This is a genomic window from Gardnerella sp. KA00390, from assembly GCF_049244075.1.
Classification (GTDB): Bacteria; Actinomycetota; Actinomycetes; order Actinomycetales; family Bifidobacteriaceae; genus Bifidobacterium; species Bifidobacterium vaginale.
The window spans coordinates 1,341,940-1,363,705 of record NZ_CP058372.1 but is presented as its reverse complement, the minus strand read 5'-3'; the positions used below and the strand labels follow the sequence as shown (position 1 = coordinate 1,363,705).

Sequence of the window (21,766 nt, the reverse complement as noted above, 5' to 3'; positions counted from 1 at the left end):
GTTTTCAATGCGATTTTATCAAATACCTATGGATTAACGTTCGAATCGACGATTTCGATCTGCATAATGCGCGAACGATTTTCCCGATTTTGTTTCCCCAATCGACCAAAAAGGGAACAAACACGGGAAAATCAAAACATCAATCTGCAAACTTTGACGCCATAATGTAGACTAGAAAGATACTCAAAAATCAATCATGTTAAGCACGTTAAACGCGTACAAATTTTAAGGGAAGTGAATATGTCATCGAAATCGGCGCAGCAAAAGTCTTCGCCTATGTCAAATTATGCAAGATTGTTCTCTTTTGAAGGAACGCGAGCATTTTGCATATCTGGAGCAATAGCAAGGCTGCCTATTTCGATGATGGGTTTAGGAATCGTTCTTGCACTAAACCACATTTACAACAATTGGACTATTGCAGGCACTATGAGTGCCGCATACGTGCTATCACAAGCAGCCGTAACGCCATTATATGCAAAGTTTTTTGATAGATTTGGTCAAAGAAAAGTTGGAACACTTGCTCTAAGCGCGCAAGTTGTAGCTATGCTATCTTTTGCTGTTGCAGCGCTAATACGTGTACCCTTGCCAATACTTTTTGTGCTTGCAATCTTAATGGGAGTTACGCAATTTGCGTTCGGCGCGCTTGTTAGAACGCGCTGGGCATACACGCTTAAAAGTCAAAGCGACGATACGTTACTAAACGTTGCATATGCGCTTGAATCTGGAATTGACGAGATTGTGTTTATTTTCGGACCAATTCTTGCAGCATGGCTTGCCACTAGCGTTCACCCTGTATCTCAACTTTTTGTGCCGGTTTTAGCAAGTGGACTAGGTGGAGCGTGGTTCTTATCACTTAAAAACACACAGCCAGCGGTTATTAAAATCGTGCAAGTAGAAAGCGCACCTAAATACGACGAAGACGTGCAAAATGCAATAAGCGAGCAAAGCGAAAACGTACAAAACACACATAAAAGCAACAACACTACAAAGCTTATAGACAGGCTTTCACTTAAACAACTCAAAAACAAAAATCGTAAGAAGAAGCCTAAAAACGTTCTTCTTTACCGCGGAATCATACCACTTGTTGTTATGTTCCTTGTTTTTAATATGAGTTTTAGCGCTTTTGACGTATCTGTTACTGCAGCAATGCGTGCGCAAGGATTAGACAAATTAATCGGCTTGCAACTTGCGCTGTTTGCATGCGGATCTTTAGTTGGAGCTGTTATTTTTGGTTCGCACAAATTCCGCGGATCTAATTGGTCTCATCTAATCGTGTTTTTAAGCCTTCTTACTATTGGCTTTATTCTTATGAACATTAACTTAGATAGACTTGTGCTTCTAAGCATTTTTGAGCTTTTAAGCGGACTATGCGTTTCGCCAATTTTTGCAACTGGAAATCTTATTGTTAAAGACACGATTCCTGAGCACTCGCTTACCGAAGGATTATCGTGGCTGCCAACGGCATCTGCAACTGGCGCTTCTCTTGGATCAATGGTCGCGGGCTTTGCGATTGACGCGTGGAGCTCGCATGGCGGAATGATGGTTCCATGGATTTCTACGCTTGTTGCAATTCCAATCGCATCAATTGGGTGGATTATTGTAACGCGCAAACAACACTGACGCTTTTCATACTAAAAGGGGTATATGCCACAGCAAAAAACGTTACAAATGCCTCACCGATAATACAAATGTAACGAATCCGCATATCTCGCAACAGCAAACAGAGAATTACCCTTGCGCGCTACGCTATAAGCGCGATAACCTGTCTGAGCGTTCAAAGCGTAGCACGAAGGCAATTCGGAGTATTATCTTTTGCAAAAAAGTATTGTAGAATTAGGAATAATAGGTTTTTATAACAAAACAATAAACAATAAACAAGAATTTTAGAAGGTGTGTAATGTTTGGTTCAGATTTATTCGCAGCAGCAGGCTTTGCTGACATTCAATCAGGCTCCGCAATTTTAGGTTCAATGATTTTCGCAATCGTTGTAGTACTAATCGGCATCGGAATCAAGATTTGGAAAAAATACGGTAAGCATTAGAGTTTACGCTTTAACACACGTTTCAACACACGCTTTAACATTTTGACTTTAACTTTAGCTTTATAGGTTATTTACGACAAATTCAAAGCGATTTGCTTCATATTTTTAAGTGTTAATCCGTTGAGGCGTAACGCTACAATGGATTAGATGAGTAAGACAACGATGCAATTGACGGATGAGATTCTTGCAGAAATTGTAGACTCTGTAAAAACCTCCCAACCTTCAAAAATAACGAATAAAAAGTCAAATAAAACTGTGAAAAAAGAAAAAACAACTAATACAAGTAAAAAAAGCAATAAAACAAGCGATAACAAGATTAACGATAACAATATCGAATCTTTGAAAGCAAGCAAAAAAATCAAAAATACGCAAAGTTCTAAAAGTTCTAAAATAGTTAAAAACGCGCTTCCACCAGTGGTAAACGATCAGCGCGATGGTGCGTTAATCGCTCCGCCAAAATATCGCAAGGGGTCAATGAGAATTGTTCCGCTTGGCGGATTGGGCGAAATCGGAAGAAATATGAACGTTATAGAATACAACGGTCATATCTTACTTATAGACTGCGGAGTGCTTTTCCCAGAAGAAGAGCAGCCAGGCGTAGACCTGATTTTGCCAGATTTTCACTACATTCAAAACAGGTTAGATAAAGTAGATGCTCTGGTACTTACGCACGGACATGAAGACCATATTGGTGGCGTGCCATATTTGCTAAAAATGCGTCCAGACATTCCTCTAATCGGATCTAAATTAACACTCGCTTTTGTTGAAGCAAAATGTGCAGAACACAGAATCAACCCAAAAATGATTCATGTAGAAGGCAGAGACAAGCTAAAAATAGGTCCTTTTAATTTGGAGTTTATTAGCGTAACACACTCCATTCCAGACGCTCTTGCAGTGTGTGTAAAAACGCCAGCAGGAACGCTTATTGATACGGGAGATATAAAGCTAGATCAGCTTCCACTAGACCATAGGCTTACTGATTTAGTTGAATTCGGAAAGCTTGGTGAACAGGGAATTGACTTATTAATGGCGGATTCCACAAATGCCGAGGTTCCAGGATTCGTTAAGCCAGAAACCACTATTGGACCAGCTTTGGATCGCGCGTTTGCGGAAGCCACTCGCAAAATAATCGTCGCAAGCTTCTCTAGCCATGTTCACCGCGTTCAGCAAGTCGTAGACGCTGCACACAAGTATGGTCGAAAAGTTGTGTTCGTTGGGCGCTCAATGGTTAGAAATATGTCTATTGCGGCAGATCTCGGCTACTTGCATATTCCAGAAAATACTGTTGTAGATTTAAAGCAAGCAAAAGATATTCAAGACGACAAGCTTGTGTATATGTGCACAGGATCTCAAGGCGAACCAATGGCAGCTCTTGGGCGAATCGCAGACGGAATACACAAAGATATTACAGTTAATGAGCTTGATACCGTAATTCTTGCAAGCTCACTAATCCCAGGAAACGAGCATGAAGTTTACAAAGTAATCAACAAGCTTGTGCAAATGGGCGCTCGCGTAATCAACAAAGATAATGCTGCGATTCATGTTTCTGGTCATTGCAATGAGGGTGAGTTGCTCTACTTGTACAACATTGTTAAGCCAAAATGCGCTATGCCAATTCACGGCGAACACAGGCATCTTGTGGCAAACGGTTCGATTGCTGTTAAAACAGGCGTGGATCCTAAAAATGTTGTTTTGGCAGAAGATGGAGATGTTGTGGACTTGTACCACGGAAACGCCGCCGTTGTTGGATCTGTGCCATGCGGATACGTGTATGTTGATGGCGATTCCGTTGGCGAGCTTACAGACGAAGAGCTGGAAAAGCGCAGAATTCTTGGCACAGAAGGATTTGTGTCTAGCTTTATAGTGGTAAATACAGATAGCGCAGATGTTGTAGCAGGTCCAAAGATTTACTTGAATGCTGTTGCAGAAGACGAGTCTGATTTTGAAAAAGTTCGATCTCAAATTGTTTTCCAGCTTCAAGATGCCATGATGCACGGCGAGAAAGACACGTATAAGCTTCAGCAGATTATGCGAAGAACGCTTGGAAGTTGGATTGCGCGTGCGTTGCGTAGGAAGCCAATGATTGTGCCAGTAGTAGCAAATATTTCAGAAAATAATCAAGAATAAGGAAAATATAAAGGAAATATAAAAAGGAAGGTAAATATGCCAGGAGCAAATCTGACTCGCGTAGAAGCGGCGGAACGTTTTAGCGCAATTCAAATGCCAATTCACTACGATGTTGCGCTCGATTTAGGCAAAGGGGAACGCGATTTTAAGTCGCACACAAAGATTGAGTTTGATGCTAAAGCTGGTGGAACAAGCTTCCTCGATTTGATTGCAAACAGCGTTGAATCCGTTGTGCTTAATGGCGCATCTCTTGATGTTTCTAAGGTTTTTGCAGATAGTCGAATTGAGCTCGCAAATTTGCTTGAGCATAATACTGTAGAAGTTGTAGCAAACTGCCAGTATTCCAACACGGGCGAAGGTTTGCACAGAAGCGTTGACCCTTCCGATGGCAACGTGTATTTGTACACTCAGTTCGAGGTGCCGGATGCTCGCCGCGTTTATGCTGTGTTTGATCAGCCAGATTTGAAGGCGGTTTTTGATTTTAGCGTGGATGCTCCAGAAAGCTGGATTGTGACTTCCAACATGCCAGTTAAGAGCGAAACAGCGCTGGAAGGCCGCGAAACTGAAGCAGGCACTTTGGAAAATGGCGCTGTAGAAGGAATGAAGCGCTGGGTGTTTGAGTCAACTCCAAAAATGAGCTCCTACTTAACTGCGATTTGCGCAGGACCTTATGCTGAGTGGCATACGACTTACAACAACGAGGACGGTCGCGTAGTGCCAATGGCAATGTATTGCCGTCAGGCGCTTAAAGACGCTTTTGCAAAAGACGTTGACTACTTGTTCGATATTACGAAGAAAGGTTTTGCTTTCTACGCTAAGACTTGGGGAGTGCCATACCCGTACGCAAAGTACGATCAGATTTACGTGCCAGAATATAACGCTGGAGCTATGGAAAACATTGGTATGGTTACAATTCGCGACCAATACGTGTTTGAATCCAAGGTCACGGACGCATATGCTGAGCGTCGTGTTGTAACAGTTTTGCACGAGCTTGCACACATGTGGTTCGGCGATTACGTAACTATGAAGTGGTGGAATGATTTGTGGCTTAACGAGTCTTTTGCAGAATTCACTTCTACGCTTGCAACTGCTGAAGCAACAGAATGGCATGACGCTTGGAGCACTTTCAATTCTGGCGAAAAAAGCTGGGCGCTTAATCAAGATCAGCTTCCAACAACCCACCCAATCGTGGCTCCAATCAACGATTTGAACGACACTTCCGTTAACTTCGACGGCATCACTTACGCAAAGGGAGCTTCCGTATTAAAGCAACTCGTAGCGTACGTTGGTCGCGAAAAGTTCTTTGAAGGAATCCACAATTACTTGAGCAAGCATGCATACAGCAACGCAACTTTGGCTGATTTGTTGCACGAGTTGGAGCTTACAAGCGGACGCGATCTTAAGGCTTGGAGTGCTCAGTGGCTTGAAAAAGCTGGAATTAACACGATTTCTACCGAAGTTGAAGAAGCAGCTGACGGCACTATTGCTTCCTTGCGTTTGCGTCAGAGCGCGCCAGCTGAGCATCCTGTTCTTCGCGCACACCGTTTGGCTGTTGGATTCTACAATGTAGATGAAGTAACTGGCGAAATTAAGCGCACAAAGCGAATCGAACTAGATGTTGACGGCGAAGTGACGGAAGTGGCGGAAGCGCGCGGCGAAAAAATGCCTGCGCTTATTCTCGTGAACGACGACGATTTAACGTACACAAAGTTGCGTTTTGACGCAAAGTCGCTTGAGTTTGCTGCAGAAAACTTGTATCGTTTCAAGGATTCTTTGACTCGCTCGCTTATTTGGCTCGCATTGTGGGATATGACTCGCGACGCAGAATTCCCAGCAGAACGCTTCGTGGAACTCAGCCTTAAAGCCTTGGCAACTGAGCGCGAATCAACTACTTTCCGCTATGCTCTTGGTCAAGTAAAGGTAACTGCAAGCCACTACGTGGTGCCTGAGCGTCAAGCAGAAGTCGCAAAGCATGTAGCTCACGAACTTTGGCAGTTGGCTTTGGCAGCTTCTGCAGGTTCTGACGAGCAATTCCAGTTGCTCAAGGCTTATCTTGGATACGGCGAAGTTGGAGATGCTGAGTTTGTGCGCGTAGCTAACGGATTACTTGACGGTTCCGTGCGCTTAGAAGGCTTGGAAATCGACAACGACTTGCGCTGGAGCATTCTTATTGCGCTCGCAGGCGTGAACGCTTTGGACGAAGCTGGAATTGACGCGGAACTTAAAAAGCGCGATACTACCGAGAATCGCGAATACGCTTACCAAGCTCGTGCGGCTCGATCAACTGCAGAAGCTAAGGATTGGGCTTTTGAACAGGCTTTGCGTAATCTCAATTTGACTAATATGCAAATGGGTGCTGTGGTTGCTGGCTTTGCAAGCACAGCTAAAGGCGATTTGGTTAAGCCTTATGTTGAGCGCTACTTTGCTGAAGTTGAGTGGATTTGGAAGAATCGCACATTCCATATGGCGGAAACTTTGATTGAAGGCTTGTATCCAAATTATGCGGATGTAGACGAATTAGTTGAGCGCGGACAGCGCTGGCTTGATGAGCATAAGGATGCGGATCAAGCTTTGCGTCGTATGGTGCTCGGCAAGCTTGATTCTTCTCGCCGTACGCTTAAGGTGCAGCATTACAACGCTTCGCTTTAGTATTTTGCAAGTTAATGGCTATTTTCAATGTACATTCCTAATAAGAAAATAGGGAAATGTAGATTGAATCTAAGTTTATTAAAGATTAGGTTGATTAAAGATTAATTCAAGGAGTCGCAAGATGGCAGAAGATATGCATCAATCAACGCCAACAATACATGGTGAGCAACTAAACGCGGATGGTACGCAGAAAGCGCAAGACCGCGTAAACAATCGATCTTTGCGCCCAAACAGCGATTCCTTTAAAGAGTTTATGACTAGTGGCTGGGATAACCAGGAGCCACAAATCGAACCGCTTGAGTCCTCAAAGTACACGCCAGCACGCTTAGAAGCGCTTGGTAAGAGGTTCCCAGGCGAGCGCCTTGTTATCCCAGCAGGTCAGCCAAAAGTACGCAATAACGATTGCGACTACGCTTTTAGACCAGACACAACTTTCGCATACTACACTGGCTTGGGTCAGGATTACGAAGCTGGCGCTGTTCTTGTACTTGAGCCGGTGCAAGCAGGCAGTAACGAGGAAGCGGCTGGCGAAACTCACGTTCCGCAGCTTTTTGTGGCTCCTCGCGCAGACAATAGCACTGCAGCATTCTATAAAGACCCGCACTACGGTGAATACTGGGTTGGTCCTCGCGCAGGACTCAAAGAGTTGAAAGCCATGACAGGCATTGAAACGCGTGATATTGCGGAGCTTGACGACGCAATCGCAAAAAATGTTAGCGACGATAATAGCTCTGCCGAAAGCGTGCGTGTGCGAATTGTGCGAGAAGCGGACTCCGATTTAACAGCACGTGTAGATGAGTTAAGAGAAGCGAGCGGATTTAGCGACGAAGATGCAAATATTGCTGCAGACGATAAATTGCACGAAGTAGCAGCCGAAGCTCGTATGCTCAAAGATGCTTACGAGATTGGTGAAATGCGCAAAGCTGTTGCTGCTACAAAGTTAGGCTTTGATCGCATGCTTACGCGTTTACCTCAAGCTTTAGGCAAAGAGCATTCTGAGCGCATGATTGAAGGCGCTTTTAACTCCGTTGCTCGAGAAGTTGGAAACGAGGTTGGCTACGATACGATTGTTGCTTCTGGAAAGCACGCTCCAATTTTGCATTGGATGCGCAACACGGGCGTGGTTTCTAGCGGGGATCTTCTTTTGATTGATGCAGGCGTAGAAGTCAACAGCCTTTACACGGCAGACATTACGCGAACTTTCCCAACAAACGGCAAGTTTACAGATTTGCAAAAGAAGCTTTACCAATGCGTTCTAGACGCTCAGCAAGCTGGTTTTGAAGCGGCTAAGCCAGGCGCAACTTACAGCGATATTCACCACGCTTGCATGCGCGTGCTTGCGGAGCATTTGCACGAGTGGGGTATTCTAAAGGTTAGCGTTGAAGAATCGCTTTCGCCGCAAGGTCAGCAGCATCGTCGTTGGCATGCGTGTGGTGTTGCTCACCATTTGGGTCTAGATGTTCACGATTGCGCTCAAGCTCGCTACGAGGCGTATCAGGGTGCGAAGATTACTCCAGGAATGATTTTCACAATCGAGCCTGGCTTGTACTTTGCTGCCAATGATCTTATGCTTCCGCCAGAAATGCGCGGAATTGGAATCCGCATTGAAGATGATGTTTTGATGACGGAGAATGGCCCTGAATGGCTTTCTATCGATATTCCTAAGCAGATTGATGATGTAGAGGCTTGGATGGCTCAGTGCGCGTCAAAGTAACGTGCGGCAGAGCAACTTTTTTCGATGAGATTAGTGCCACTTTTCTTATATTTCGGCGGAAAAGTGGCAACTAACCGTTGAGTTGTAAAGTTCAAAATCCTAAAGACCCAATTTATCTAATCTTAACGCAATAATGTTGTTATATCGCTTTGTTATAACAGCATTATTTTATTATCGGCGTGCTGCGGGTAAAAATGTTGAATCAACAAGTTGTAGCCAAAATCATTGATGCTCTTGAAAGGAATATAATGACTAAGCCAATCGTTCTTTCGCTTGGAGAACTACTGTGGGATTTGCTCCCACAAGGAAAACGAGTTGGAGGTGCTCCAGCCAACTTTGCGTATCACGCGCAATGCAATGGAGCAGAAAGCTATGTTATTAGTGCGGTTGGAGAAGATTCTCTCGGTGATGAACTTGTTGAAGAAGTTAAAAAAGCAGGGATCAAGCATGTTATTCAGCGCAATGCTTGGCCAACTAGCACAGTAGATGTGGAACTTAAAAATGGCATTCCAGAATACACGATTGTGCGAAACATTGCGTGGGACCATATTGTTTATACGCGAGAACTTGTAGATCTTGTTAGCAAAGCAGACGCGATTTGCTTTGGTACTCTTAGCTTAAGATCGCAAGAAACGCACGACACTGTTTTGGAGCTTTTAAAGCACACTAAGCCAAACGCCATGAAGTTCTTTGACATTAACATTCGTAGCGATCATTATTCAAAAGATTTAATTGATGCTCTGCTCAAAGAGGCTACTGTTTTTAAGCTTAACGATTCTGAGCTGCTTCTTCTTAGAGACATGTTCAATATTCGCGAAACTTCAGACAATGAGGCTTGCAAATGGTTCCAGGCGCGCTACGGCTTGGATTATGTGATTTTGACTGGCGGATCTACTTTTAGCACAATCTTTACTAAGACGGGAGAAAGCTCCACATATCCGACCCCTCATGTGGAAGTTAATGACACAGTTGGTGCTGGCGATTCGTTCTCTGGTACTTTTACTGCAAGGATTTTGGCTGGCGATTCGCTTAAAGACGCGCATCGTGCTGCAATCAACACTGCTGCGTACGTTTGCACTCAAGCAGGAGCCTGGCCAGAGTACCCGAGCGAAATCCCAGACTATCTTTCTAAAGCAGGACTGTAGTCTGTAAGAATATAAACAAAAAGCTTCAACTTGTAAGATGAATTAGGTAATTCCTAGAATCAAACGAGTTGAAGCTTTTTTATACGCCACTAAGGCGATTATCTAGTGGGGCCTCAGGGGCTTGAACCCTGGACCGGCGGATTATGAGTCCGCTGCTCTAACCGACTGAGCTAAAGCCCCACGCTAACAAAGTCAGCAACGACTAGATTAGCACACACCCATAAACGTTTAACACGCTATGCAACACTATTCATATACAATTCGTATTGCAATGCACACTTATGTGCTCTGCTAGTCTAGTCGCCAGCTGTTTTAGCTCGAATAATTATGCTACTGTAGCTTGTCCTCTTCCAGAAGCGAAATTACTCAAAGCTCCAGTTTTACGAACTGCAACGAACAAAATCCAAGGAATAATTCCAGCAATCACAATACCGCTTATAAACTCACAAATCATGTGAATTGTTAGATAATTTACAGACTTACCTTGGTAGATTACGAACATCAAATAAATACCATATTCAATAGCTGTAAGACCACCAGCAATAACGCTTAAGGTAAGGTTATACTTCTTATATTTGGCAATCGCAAAAGGAATTTCGCTAAACACAGCTTGTAAAGCGGCAGAAGCAAGAACCATGAATGCGGAGAATTGTTGACCAAGAATATTTTCGAATACAGCACCAAGAACATTAACATAAATCGCAGCACCAGGCTTACGAATTAAAAGAAGAGCAAGAGGGCCAGACATGTACCAAACGCCATGCAAAATGCTGCCAAATCCAGGCAAAATCGTTCGCAAAATAGGTGAAATCTGGGAGAAGAACACAATAGTAAAGCCCCAGTAGATTACACCAAACAAAGCAGCTAAAGCAGCTCCAAGTGATATATCTGCCACTCGCCAGCGAAGACTGCTAATTATTGTAGGCGTAACTTCTTCTTGATTCTGAGCCTTGTCTGTTATAGGCGTGCTGGATTGGGTGTAATTTGATTCATTATTTGATTCATTATTGAAAATATCACTCATAAGAGTCCCTTAACTACTAGACGCTGCGTATTGTAATTTCTTTAAAATCGTCTCTTGACCTACGCAGCCTGGGCGGAAACGACATCGAGTACTCTACCATTTAGTTTCCACTAACACGCCTTTTGAATAATTTTTTGTATAATTTGTAACATTTTTTACTATTGCAGAAATTTATAACGCGTTATAAAGTCGCTTACGCGACGCCAAGCAAGGAATATCGCTCGCGTTGCAAATGTCTCGTGAGCGAGACAAATCTAACGAATTTGAGCCAAAAAACGTTACAAATGTCTCATCAATGATGCAAATATAACAAAAAACAGCCAAAAACTGTTACATATGTCTCGTGAGTGAGACAAATCTAACGAATCTGTAGTGCATTTCTACTTCGACACGCCGTAAAGCAGGAACAAAAACACTACAGTTACTAATCTAGATAGTTGGAAAAATGAGCATGAGAATGTCGCATATAACGAACACAGCGTATGGCGAGAGTTAAATCAGGGGGAGTGCAAACAAAATGTCTATGGAACATCCAAATAGTAACGGCGAGCGCATTATTGATGTTGAGCGTGATATCATGCGACGCGCTCCAGAACATAATAAGACGAATCTTGATTTAGACAGAATGCGCCTAATACTTGATATTTTGGGACATCCAGAGCAATCGATGCACGTAATTCACATTACTGGCACCAATGGCAAGGGATCCACGGCTCGCATGGCGGAGGCGATTTGCCGCGCGTACGGTTTGCGCACAGGTCTTTACACTTCGCCGCATTTGCAACGCGTAAATGAGCGAATCATGATTGATGGCGAGGAAATTAGCGACGACCATTTCGTTGACGTGTATGATCAAATGAAAGACATTATAGACATGGTTGACGCTCGCATGGACGCTGATGGCAAGCCTCGCATGAGCTTTTTTGAAGTTCTTACAGCTATGGCGATTTGGGCTTTTGCTGACGCTCCTGTAGATGTTGCCGTGATGGAAGTTGGCATGGGTGGCGAATGGGACGCCACTAATGTTATGAACGCTGATGCTGCGATTATTGGTCCTGTAGACATGGATCACATGCAATGGCTTGGAAACACGGTTGAAGAGATTGCGCGCACAAAAGCGGGCATTATTAAGCCAAATTGCACTGTGATTTTGGGGCCGCAGCCACACGAATCACAAGTTTTGCCGATTATTCAAGAGGTGGCAAATAGCAATAATGCCAAGCTTTTACGCGACTTTAGTGATGGCAGTGGCGAGCTAGAGGTTATTTCGCGCACTCCAGCTGTTGGAGGTCAAGTTGCCACTTTGCGCACGCCTAATGGCACTTATGAAGATGTGCCGATTGACAAGTTTGGTGTGCATCAGGCGCATAATGCTTTGGCGGCGCTTGCTGCTGCGGAGGTTGTTCTGCCTGTAAATGGCGCTTTGGATGGCGATTTGGTTGCCGAGGCTTTGAGCCAAGTTAAGGTTCCTGGTCGCATTGAGCAAGTGCGCACTTCTCCGACAATTATTATTGATGGCGGCCACAATGTTAATGCTGCTGAGTCGCTTCGTAAAACAATCGAGGAGAATTATAATTTTGAGCAGCTTATTGGCGTTGTGGCAATGATGGCAGATAAGCAAGTTGAAGAATACTTGGGTGTTCTTGAGCCGATTTTAACGAATATTATTGTTACTCGTAACTCTTGGCGTGATCGCGTTATGGATCCAGAAGATTTGGAGAAGATTGCGGTTAACGTATTTGGCAGAGATCGAGTGATTCGCGTTGACGATCTTCCAGACGCTATTCAAGAAGCTGTGAATCTTGTTGACGAAGACGATGAGCTTGGAGTTGGATACGGACATGGAGTGTTGATTTGCGGAAGCTTTGTTACAGCTGGCGACGCTCGAACTATGCTTATTGAGCGCGTTAATCCAGACTTGAAGAAGCCTAAGGATCAGCGCGCTAATATTCATCCAAACATTGCGAATTGACTTTAGCTAAAGAGGTGCTTAGCTAAATAAGCGTTTAATAATAAACGAATCTCCTTCGTAAGGAACATGCTTGTTGTGCACCTTTATCCAGCGTTCGTCGCCCTTTCCGATAGCAAGTATTATGTTGAGTCTGTTGTTCTCTCTAGCATCTTTTCTTGCTTCTTCAACACTGTACTCAATAGCTTCAGCTCTGTTTATAATAATTCGCGATTCAACGTTTGGATTGGTTACGCAAGATTGCATGTATTTGCAAATGTCCATTTCGTCTTCGACATTTGTGTCTTCTTGAGTGAACACAAATTGGTTGATTCGATCTTGTGCAGCTTGAACTATTTCTTTTCTCCTGTCAACGGCTTTGTCTCCCGTGGATCCTGTTACAAGCGTGATTCTAAGATCATTGTTACCGTATTTGTCGTATACGAAGTCGACAACAGATTTTGTGGAAATGTAGTTGTGTGCGTAATCCACTATGGCAACTGTATTGGATTTTGTGTCTTTAAAGACTTCCATTCGCCCCGATATTTGAACGTTTTCTATAGCATGTAGGGCTTTTTGATCTGTGTTTTCATTTATGCCTAATGCGTTTGCGATTGCGATTGCTGCAGTGGCGTTTTCGTAGTTAAAGTCGCCTGCGATTTTTAGATTGAATTTGTCTATAGTTGTGTAATTAGGTACGAATTGTTTTTTGTTTTTCTTGCTTTCGTTGTCTAAAATAGCAACATAATGTTCTTGCGCGTCTGATGAAACTGGCATTGCTACATATTTTGTCCAAATAAGTTCTGGATATTTTTCGCTTTTTTCGTAAGGGTGAATGTCTGAATGATCGCTGCATGCTGGGCAGTTGCAGATGTTTTCGCCCATTTCTTCTTTTCGTACTCTTGAAAATGTTGTGACGTCCACGTATTCGTTTTGTGCGTCTTGGAGTATTAAGTCTGCGTGAGCGCAGTCTGCATTGAGTATAAGCGCGTCAGTGTTTTTTACGATTTGGCGTTTGCAATACAGGTAGTCTTCAAAAGTTGGGTGTTCTATTGGGCTTATGTGGTCTGGGCTTATGTTTAGGAATGCTGCCACATTAAAGTGTAGTCCGTATACTCGCTCTACTTTGTATGCTTGTGATGAAACTTCCATGACTAGGTATTTCATACCGTTTTTTACGGCTTGGCTCATCATGCGGAATGCGTCTAGGCTTTCTGGTGTAGTCAAATTAGATTCAACATATGTTTTTCCATCTAAGCAATTGTCAACGGAGGAGAATAGGGCTGCTTTGCCTTCAGAATGTTCGTTTAAAATTGCATGAGTGAAGTAAGCTGTTGTTGTTTTTCCCTTTGTTCCCGTAATTCCAATAACTCTAAGTCTTTCTTGCGGGTTTCCAAAGAATTCTGATGAAAGCAAGCTCATTGCTTTACGAACGTCTGTTACTATAAGTCCTACTGCATTGGTGTAATCCGCGTAACTTTGCTCGGCAACGTATGTAGTTAAGCCATTTTTATCAGCGTCTTTAAGATATTCTGGCTTAAAATTGCCTTTAATGAACAGAAGAGTGTTTTTCTTAATATCTCGTGAATCGTATGTTATGTGGTTGTATGTTTTTTTGTAGTTTTTAAAATCGTCCGCGTTCATAGACCAGATTTCGTTGCGAATATGCACGAAATCGTTGTTTTCTATGTTGTTTTCTATGCAGTTGTTTTGTTCGTCTGAGTGTTCAGTATTGGTCTGTGGGAGTTTTTGGATAATTTCTCGTAGAAGTCTGTAATTTTTTAAAATTGTGCTTGCGTCTAGCATGTTTAGATGAAGATTTGTTTTTTCGCTCATTTTGTTCCTCTTGATTTTGAATTATAGCCAGTTTCCGCTGCTAGCTGGTTTTCCTTTGGATTTTAGCCACTCGTCGAAGCTGTTTTTCCACTTTGTATACGCTTTGCGTTGCCATGTCATTAAATCGCATAATTCAAGATTTGCAACATCTTCATGTAATTCGCTTATAGGCTTAATCAAGTCTACTGCTGCTACAGTGTCTGCTGTTGCGTCGTGAAAGTCTCCGATTGGCTCTACGCCGTAGAATTGTGTTGTATGCGTAAGTGTTCGCTTGCCTGTGCGCTTAGAAACAGCGCGGTCTATAACTAATGGGTCTACTACAAGAATTTCTCCATCGTTGATTGTGCTATTCGGGCGATTGTTCAGGCTTGTTAAATCCCATTTTTTTAAATCATGCCTTAGCATTTCAACGTCGAAAGGAGCGTTGTATGCAAGCAGTGGAATATTTTTGCTCTGCGCGAGGCTTACCGCCGCAGCCAATGCTTCGATTTCCGCCGTTGGTTCCCCACCGTTTTCTTGTAGGAACTCGTCCGTAAATCCGTTGACTTGGCTTGCTTTTGGATTAATTGGCTTGTGCGGGTTTATTAACCAGGTTGCTATCACGTCATTGTGAGTCTTATTTTGTGGGTTTCTGAGCACAAGAGTTGCTGAACAAATGGAGTCTTCGCCGAGAATTGCGCCCGTTGTTTCTGTGTCGAAACCGAGCAGGAAGGATTGGCTGAGTGGCGTTTTTTCGCTTTGCTGCTGTGTCTCGTTTAGCGCTTCCATAAGCTCGTTAATGTTGTTTGGCATAGTCTTAATCGTAGAATGCGCTGCAGACCCTGAGTTTGTGTTAGTAAATGGTGGATTGTTATTTTTTGTAATGTTGCGTCTATGAGTTATTTAGTGCGAATTTTTGCAAAATATGTAATAAAATGCCCTCAAAGTACACAATTATATGATAGAATAGCATCAAGAACGCTCGTTATGTTACAAAAAGTAACATTTTCTGAGAGTTGAGATGTGCTTTTTGTTTAGGAGTCGTTGTGGATTTACCTTTGCAAAAGCAAAGAAACAAAATAATAAATACAAAATAACAAAATAGCAAAAGATTTAAAATCAAAAGGACAAAGGTGTATATGAACATGGACATCAATGACGGACTTGGCGACGGACTTAACGACGTTCAAAATCATCAGAATGCTACTGATAATAATAATGGCGAATATTCTTATAATTCTTATAAGTCATATAAGCAAGGAGAGTATGCTCGCAATCATATTCGCATTACTGCAACGAAATTGTCTGACGGTCGTGACTTTTTCTATCTTGATGATAGCCCAGATTATGTTAGCGGTCTTAAAACGCGCGAATTGAAAGATCCTCGAAAATTAGCGTATAGGTTTGCCTCGCATATTGATGCGGATGGTAATGAAGTGCAGTATGCAGCTCCGCAAATGCGTCAAGATCCTCTTACTGGAGACTGGATTTCTATGTCTACAGCGCGCATGAATAGACCAATCACTGCTGGCCCTGGAGCGCTTACTAAGGGCAATCCGCTTGCCGCTCGCAAACCTGGTTCTGCATATCAAGATGGGGAAGTTCCAGACACTGATTACGATGTTGTGGTTTTTGAAAATCGTTTTCCATCCATGGTTCAAGTTCCTGGTGTAAGCCGTGAACCTCATTATCTTAATGGCAATCCACTATGGAAACAGGCTCCTGCAGCTGGTCGTTGTGAAGTGATTTGCTTCGGACCAGACGAAAATATGTTACCGGCTCAATTGCCAGTATCTCGTTTGCGAACTGTAGTAGAGGCGTGGGCTTTTAGAACGGCTGAAATTAGCCAGATTGATGGCATTGAACAAATATTCCCATTCGAAAATCATGGTGCAGAAATTGGCGTTACTTTAGCTCATCCTCATGGTCAGGTTTATTCTTATCCGTTTATTGCGCCTAGACTTGAGCAAGAATTGCGACATACTCAAGCTTATTTTGAACGCACTGGCAGTAATTTGTTGAAAGATTTAATGCTTTCAGAGATTGATAATGCTTCGCGCATTGTAATGAGAAATCACAGTTGGGTGGCATATGTTCCAGCTGCAGCGCGCTGGCCACTAGAGGTGCATGTTGCTCCAGTTAGAGATGTTCTTTCTTTGGATCAGCTTGATGACCAAGAGCGTTGGGATTTGGCACAAATGTATTCAACATTATTGCGTCGCGGAAACGCATTCTTCGATAAGGGAGATGGATTGGGAATGGATCTTCCATATATTGCAGCATGGCATCAAGCCCCATTGCATGACCCTCGTCGTGAAAATTATCGTCTTAATTTGCAATTCTTCTCATTCCGCAGAGATGTTAACAAAATCAAGTATTTGGCTGGATCTGAGTCTGGTATGGCTGCGTGGGTTTCAGATACTACGCCAGAACTTATTGCACAACGATTCCATGAACTCGGTGCGGTTGATTTAGACTAGTTAGGCTAGTTAGGCTAATGTTATTAACTATATTAGTAATATTAAATGTTATTATGATTTGTGAGTACAAAGGAGTGCTATTATGCCAGTATCATTTATTGAAGCAGTGAAGAATGATGATGGTGCCAGACAAGCAACATCACTATTCAGCGAGACTTTTGGCGAATATTGCAGAATGCGTTTGCAAGATAATGGTGGAGTATGGGCAAGCCCTGGACGAGTAAACATTATTGGTGAACACACGGATTATAACGAAGGATTATGCTTGCCTATCGCTCTTCCGCATCGCACTTTTGTTGCGTTGCATCCTAGAAGAGACACAAAAGTTAGAGTAGTTTCAAGCGTTAACCCTATGTCAATCGAACAAGCGGATCTTGATCATCTACATGCTGGAGATGTAAAAGGTTGGGCGGCATACGCTATTGGAGTGGCGTGGGCATTGCGTAAAGCAGGCTACTTAAAGGTACGTGGTTTTGATGCTGCGTTTGTTTCATGCGTTCCGCTTGGATCAGGCTTAAGCTCTTCTGCAGCAATGACATGTTCTATTGCGCTCGCTTTAAGTGATGCATTTGACTTAGGATTATCTGATTCGGATGTTGGGCGCGTGCAGCTTATTCATGCGGCGATTATGGCAGAGAATGAAATGGCTGGAGCTTCAACTGGAGGCTTGGATCAAAATGCTTCTTTGCGATGTGTTGAAGGTAATGCGCTTCTGTTGGACTGCAAGAAAGATTTGACGCCATTACAAAGCGTGAGCCAGCAGCCGTTTGATTTGGCGGCGAATAATCTAGAACTACTGGTTGTAGATACTTGCGCTCCTCATCAGCTTAATGATGGTCAATATGCTGCTCGTCGAATGATGTGTCAAGAGGCTGCTCAAGCGCTTAATGTGTCATCTTTGCGTGCTGTTGCTGATTCTATTTCTAATAGTGAGGATTCACAGCAGACTTTACAAGATACTCTTAATCGAGTGCAGAAGCTTGGTGGCGAAACAATGATGAGAAGAGTGCGTCATGTTGTTACGGAAATAAATCGCGTTCGAGAGTTTGTTGAGGCTTTCCATAAAACAGACATTACTCTTGCGGGAGAGTTGATGAACCAGTCACATAATTCATTAAGAGATGATTATGAGGTTACTATTCCAGAACTCGATACTGCTGTTGATGTGGCTCGCAATGAGGGAGCTTATGGCGCTCGCATGACTGGCGGCGGATTTGGTGGTTCCATTATTGCTTTAGTTGATACTAATAGGGCTAAGCCGATTGCTCAGGCTATTGCTGATGAGTTTGCAAAACGTGGTTTTGCTGCTCCGCGCTCTCTTTCGGCTGTACCGTCATCAAGTGGTGAGCGAATTTTGTAGTATCTGCCTTAAATGGTGTATGCCTTAAGTAGTATCGCCTTAAAGATTGTGTATAAATATTGTGCATAAATAGCATATAACGTATAAACAAATAATATATAAACAAAATGTGCCTTTGAAAGTCTCTACTTGTTTTTCAACCTGTAGAAACAATCAAAGGCACTTCTTAATGGTAATTTATTGATCTTTTGGATTATTTTTGATTAAAGCTTGAATCCAGCGTAGTTTTTAGCTACTTCGATTACTCTGTAAACATCAAGATTCGGTTGAATATTGTTTTCTTCCCTTCTAATAAAATCAAGGAATTCGTACCAATATTGTTGGGCTTGTTCGTTGTGTCCGCAAGAAATTTCTCGCAATGCTTGGGAAAGTTTCTTAACGTATTCACGATGCCAAGAGAGAAGCAACCATTCGTTAGCAATGTGACCAGTTTCATTACTTATCTGTTTAGAAATAGTTGTTACCATTGAGTCCGCTAGGCAAGCAATGGCATTGAACTGTTCGCTTTGCTTTAGATTAATTCTTTCACCAATGGCGTTGAAATAATCGCATGAAGAAAGGTAAGAAACGGTTTGCAGCCAATCTACAGCAGTTTTCCAACTATTGCCATACAGTGATGCAAAGTATTCTTGCTTTATATCATCGTAAGTGCGCGTATTGTTCCACAACATGGATCCCATAACATAATTAGGGAAATTATGTGGGAATCCTGCTCGAAGCTCTTGGCAAGAAATGTATCCATCTAATCCTAACTTACTAAGATGTGCAATATCGCGGTAAATAGTTGAACTTATAGCCATGTATCCTAAATCGCCATAATGTGCTCGTCCGAGTGGATAATCGTACACAAATCCATCTCCTTGGAAGGCTTTTTTCCAAGAAAACAGGTAGCTTAGATTTTCTTCTAGCGAGTTCGGCATAACTGTATTGTTGCGATTGTAGGCTTCAGTTTGTGGAATACCATTCTTGTAGTCAACGTCTGCGTAACTTTTTTCAAACGTTCTACTAATTGGTGCAAACATCATGGTGAAACGTTCTGGATTAGCAATTTTCGCATGCTCTGGTGCAAACAATAATTCGTGGTAAAGCAAGAAGCAAATATGAGTGTCCAAACCTTTTTCCGTAAGTTTTTTGTCAAGCGCGTTAAGAAAATCAACGTACTGATCGGAAGGGAATGTCTTTTTGCATTCTTCACATTCACAAATATTGTTGCAAGCGTCAGACAGCCATACGTGCAGATAATCTACGTCTGAATGTTCTTGAGCATACGATACAACAATATCAACAAGTTGCTTAGTTACTTCTGGATTTGCAAAATCTAGACTCGTTAATATTGGAGCGCCGTTAAACAGTTCTCGTTTCCCTGCAATTTCGGCTACTAGTGGTTTCTTGTCTTCTGGAAGACTAACGCCTGATTCCCATCCGTATTTTGAGGAGTATCCTAGAACTTCACCAGTCCAACCATGTCCAACTCTATGCTGAACAATACCGCGCTTGTGCATTGCTTCATCAACAGAATCACTCATTTGTTGCGCAATCTCAATGCTGAATGGCTCTTTCTCTTGATACGGATTAAACTCGTGCTCATACCAACGTTTGAGGAATGGGTAAGGGTTTTCAAATTGTATAAAGAAGCTATTCATGCCAATTTTAGGAAGCCAATCAATGAAATCGACTATGTTCTCAATCTTGTCGGCTCCTTCGATGCATACGCCTCTATGAGCAAAACTTGCCGTTTCATCAAGTTGAATATTTGCCTTTTCAAAGTCTTCTTCGCTAAGAGAAGGTAGTATTTCGTTGCTTCTGCCTGGTCTTAGGAATCTTGCTCCAAACTCGTAAGCAAACCTGTAAACGGCAATTAATAGTGCTACATCTGTATTAGCGTGAATTGAGATTTTTGCGCTAGTCACTTTCAAGCTAAAAGCATCTTTTAGATTCGCACGTTGCTTCTGCTCGTCGGATAAAAGCTTGAAATCTGCCTCTTCTAGTGTGCTTGCAGGCGTTATTTTCATGCCAAACATTCTTTTGCAGAGGCGTTCCATCTCATTGTAAATAAATTCACCAGTATTAGGATTAGCTTGAACATATAGTGTCTTAGACAACATGTTAATTAATCCTCCTTAGAAGTAGCGCTGTTCTTGCTATCCATTAAATCCTTTTCAGCCTTAGAATGAGCTGCGTCTGCTGCCTTGAAGAATGGGAAGTAGATTATAAAGGATAGTACTACAAGCAGTGCTTGTAATATAGCACCTTGCCAGCTTCCTGTAGCAAGGAATCCGCCGATGATTGGTGGAGTCGTCCATGGTAGTGCGACACCAGTGGTGTAAGGAACTAATCCTGTTGCCATAGCGCCGTATGTTACTACAGCATTGATGATAGGCGTAAAGATGAATGGGAAGATCATAATAGGATTGAGAACGGTTGGGAAGCTGAAGAGGATAGCAGTGTTGATGTTGAACAATGCTGGTATGCCTGAAATGCGACCCAATGTTTTGTATTCGCGGCTCCTTGAGAAGAAGAGAAGGCAGAGCGCAAGACCGATTGTTGCTCCGCCGCCACCCATGTACACGAACAAATCCATGAACGGTGCAGTGATGATGTTAGGAAGCGCGTGACCAGCTTGCAAAGCAATACGATTGGCGTCGGCTTGCTGAAGCCAGATTGGGTTCATAACAGAACCAACAACTTGACCGCCGTTTACGCCACAGAACCAGAATACGGAGTTGAGGAGTACGGCAACGAATGTTCCTGGAAGTGTTGCACCAATAAGAGCTAATGGAGTTCCAACTATAATAGCGAGAAGATTATTGAGGCTGCCAATTCCTGTGACTTGCAAAACTTTTGTTACTATTGCAAATAGAACAATTATTACTGTTCCTGGCACGAGTGCTGCAAACGAATGTCCAACAGCTTCTGGAACGCTTTTTGGCATTTTAATTGTGAATTTACGTTGAATAAACTGGCGATATATTTCTGCGGTTATGAAGGCTATAACAATTGCTGTGAATAAACCTTTTCCGCCAATAAGTCCGTAAGGAATGCCGTTTGCTCCTTCTTTGCTTGCGATTGGTGGAGTTACGAGAAGGAATGCGCCGATTGCAAGAACTCCTGCAGAAGGTCCGTCTGTTTTGTATGATTCTGCAAGTCTGTATGAAATTCCAAATGCGGTTGCTAGACCGATTAATCCAAAGGAATTGTTTGCCATAGTGCTAAGTAAAGCATCTAATTCGCCGTGTGTGTGAAGCCATTTGGTCCACGCTTCAATAGGGAAGCTTCCAATTAATGTGAAAATGGAACCAATAAGTACAAGAGGCATTGCCATAAGCACGCCTTCACGCAATGCTTTCAAATGCCGTTGTGCTGCGACTTTTTCGCCAAACGGCGCAAGTTTATTGGACAAAAAATCCATCATTGTATTTCTAGCCATTTTTATCCTTTGTTTGTTGTTCATCAATGAACTTTT

14 protein-coding genes and 1 tRNA gene are annotated in these 21,766 nt (G+C 42.8%); 9 read left to right on the top strand and 6 right to left on the bottom strand.

Features of this window, described 5'->3' with window-relative positions:
* Positions 1–240 precede the first annotated feature (240 nt).
* From HXT53_RS05455 to HXT53_RS05430, 6 genes are all read left to right on the top strand, one after another.
* Positions 241–1,620 (top strand): MFS transporter, encoded by a 1,380-nt coding sequence (locus HXT53_RS05455; protein ID WP_004113044.1) that lies wholly within the window; start codon positions 241–243, stop codon positions 1,618–1,620.
* 277 nt (positions 1,621–1,897) lie between these two features.
* Positions 1,898–2,041: a hypothetical protein gene (locus HXT53_RS05450; protein WP_004113042.1), complete on the top strand. Its 144-nt coding sequence runs from the start codon at positions 1,898–1,900 to the stop codon at positions 2,039–2,041.
* 147 nt (positions 2,042–2,188) lie between these two features.
* A complete protein-coding gene (locus HXT53_RS05445; RefSeq protein WP_004114505.1) occupies positions 2,189–4,168 on the top strand; it encodes a ribonuclease J in 1,980 nt (659 codons plus the stop codon).
* 36 nt (positions 4,169–4,204) lie between these two features.
* A complete protein-coding gene (gene pepN / locus HXT53_RS05440; protein ID WP_064622916.1) occupies positions 4,205–6,817 on the top strand; it encodes an aminopeptidase N in 2,613 nt (870 codons plus the stop codon).
* A gap of 121 nt (positions 6,818–6,938) precedes the next feature.
* Complete coding sequence (locus tag HXT53_RS05435) at positions 6,939–8,531, top strand: aminopeptidase P family protein (protein ID WP_064622915.1); 1,593 nt, start codon at positions 6,939–6,941, stop codon at positions 8,529–8,531.
* A 248-nt stretch (positions 8,532–8,779) separates the two neighbouring features.
* Positions 8,780–9,676 carry a carbohydrate kinase family protein gene (locus HXT53_RS05430; RefSeq protein WP_004114510.1) on the top strand — a complete coding sequence of 299 codons (897 nt, stop codon included), beginning with the start codon at positions 8,780–8,782 and terminating at the stop codon, positions 9,674–9,676.
* Positions 9,677–9,782: 106 nt separating this feature from the next.
* On the opposite strand, the gene HXT53_RS05425 is transcribed toward HXT53_RS05430, so the two are convergent.
* Positions 9,783–9,856, bottom strand: a tRNA-Ile gene (locus HXT53_RS05425).
* A 145-nt stretch (positions 9,857–10,001) separates the two neighbouring features.
* Positions 10,002–10,700, bottom strand: a complete 699-nt coding sequence (locus HXT53_RS05420; RefSeq protein WP_004114512.1) for an ECF transporter S component — start codon at positions 10,698–10,700, stop codon at positions 10,002–10,004.
* A 517-nt stretch (positions 10,701–11,217) separates the two neighbouring features.
* Here HXT53_RS05420 and HXT53_RS05415 point away from each other — a divergent pair.
* The gene (locus HXT53_RS05415; RefSeq protein WP_065189440.1) at positions 11,218–12,672 is read left to right on the top strand and encodes a bifunctional folylpolyglutamate synthase/dihydrofolate synthase; all 1,455 of its coding nucleotides are present in this window, start codon (positions 11,218–11,220) and stop codon (positions 12,670–12,672) included.
* A gap of 18 nt (positions 12,673–12,690) precedes the next feature.
* On the opposite strand, the gene HXT53_RS05410 is transcribed toward HXT53_RS05415, so the two are convergent.
* Positions 12,691–14,484 (bottom strand): UDP-N-acetylmuramoyl-L-alanyl-D-glutamate--2,6-diaminopimelate ligase, encoded by a 1,794-nt coding sequence (locus tag HXT53_RS05410; RefSeq protein ID WP_004113027.1) that lies wholly within the window; start codon positions 14,482–14,484, stop codon positions 12,691–12,693.
* Between the two features lie 21 nt (positions 14,485–14,505).
* Entirely contained in the window at positions 14,506–15,276 is a 771-nt protein-coding gene (locus HXT53_RS05405; protein WP_004113025.1) for an exonuclease domain-containing protein, read from the bottom strand.
* Between the two features lie 332 nt (positions 15,277–15,608).
* Here HXT53_RS05405 and galT point away from each other — a divergent pair, with 332 nt between their 5' ends.
* Both galT and galK read left to right on the top strand, forming a co-directional pair.
* Positions 15,609–16,943: a galactose-1-phosphate uridylyltransferase gene (gene galT / locus HXT53_RS05400; protein WP_004113023.1), complete on the top strand. Its 1,335-nt coding sequence runs from the start codon at positions 15,609–15,611 to the stop codon at positions 16,941–16,943.
* An 82-nt stretch (positions 16,944–17,025) separates the two neighbouring features.
* A complete protein-coding gene (gene galK / locus HXT53_RS05395; protein WP_421780115.1) occupies positions 17,026–18,303 on the top strand; it encodes a galactokinase in 1,278 nt (425 codons plus the stop codon).
* Between the two features lie 203 nt (positions 18,304–18,506).
* Here the strand turns inward: galK and HXT53_RS05390 are convergent, their stop codons facing one another.
* A complete protein-coding gene (locus tag HXT53_RS05390) occupies positions 18,507–20,408 on the bottom strand; it encodes a DUF4838 domain-containing protein (RefSeq protein WP_014554395.1) in 1,902 nt (633 codons plus the stop codon).
* Positions 20,409–20,413: 5 nt separating this feature from the next.
* Positions 20,414–21,730 (bottom strand): PTS sugar transporter subunit IIC, encoded by a 1,317-nt coding sequence (locus tag HXT53_RS05385; RefSeq protein ID WP_014554396.1) that lies wholly within the window; start codon positions 21,728–21,730, stop codon positions 20,414–20,416.
* Between the last annotated feature and the right edge of the window lie 36 nt (positions 21,731–21,766).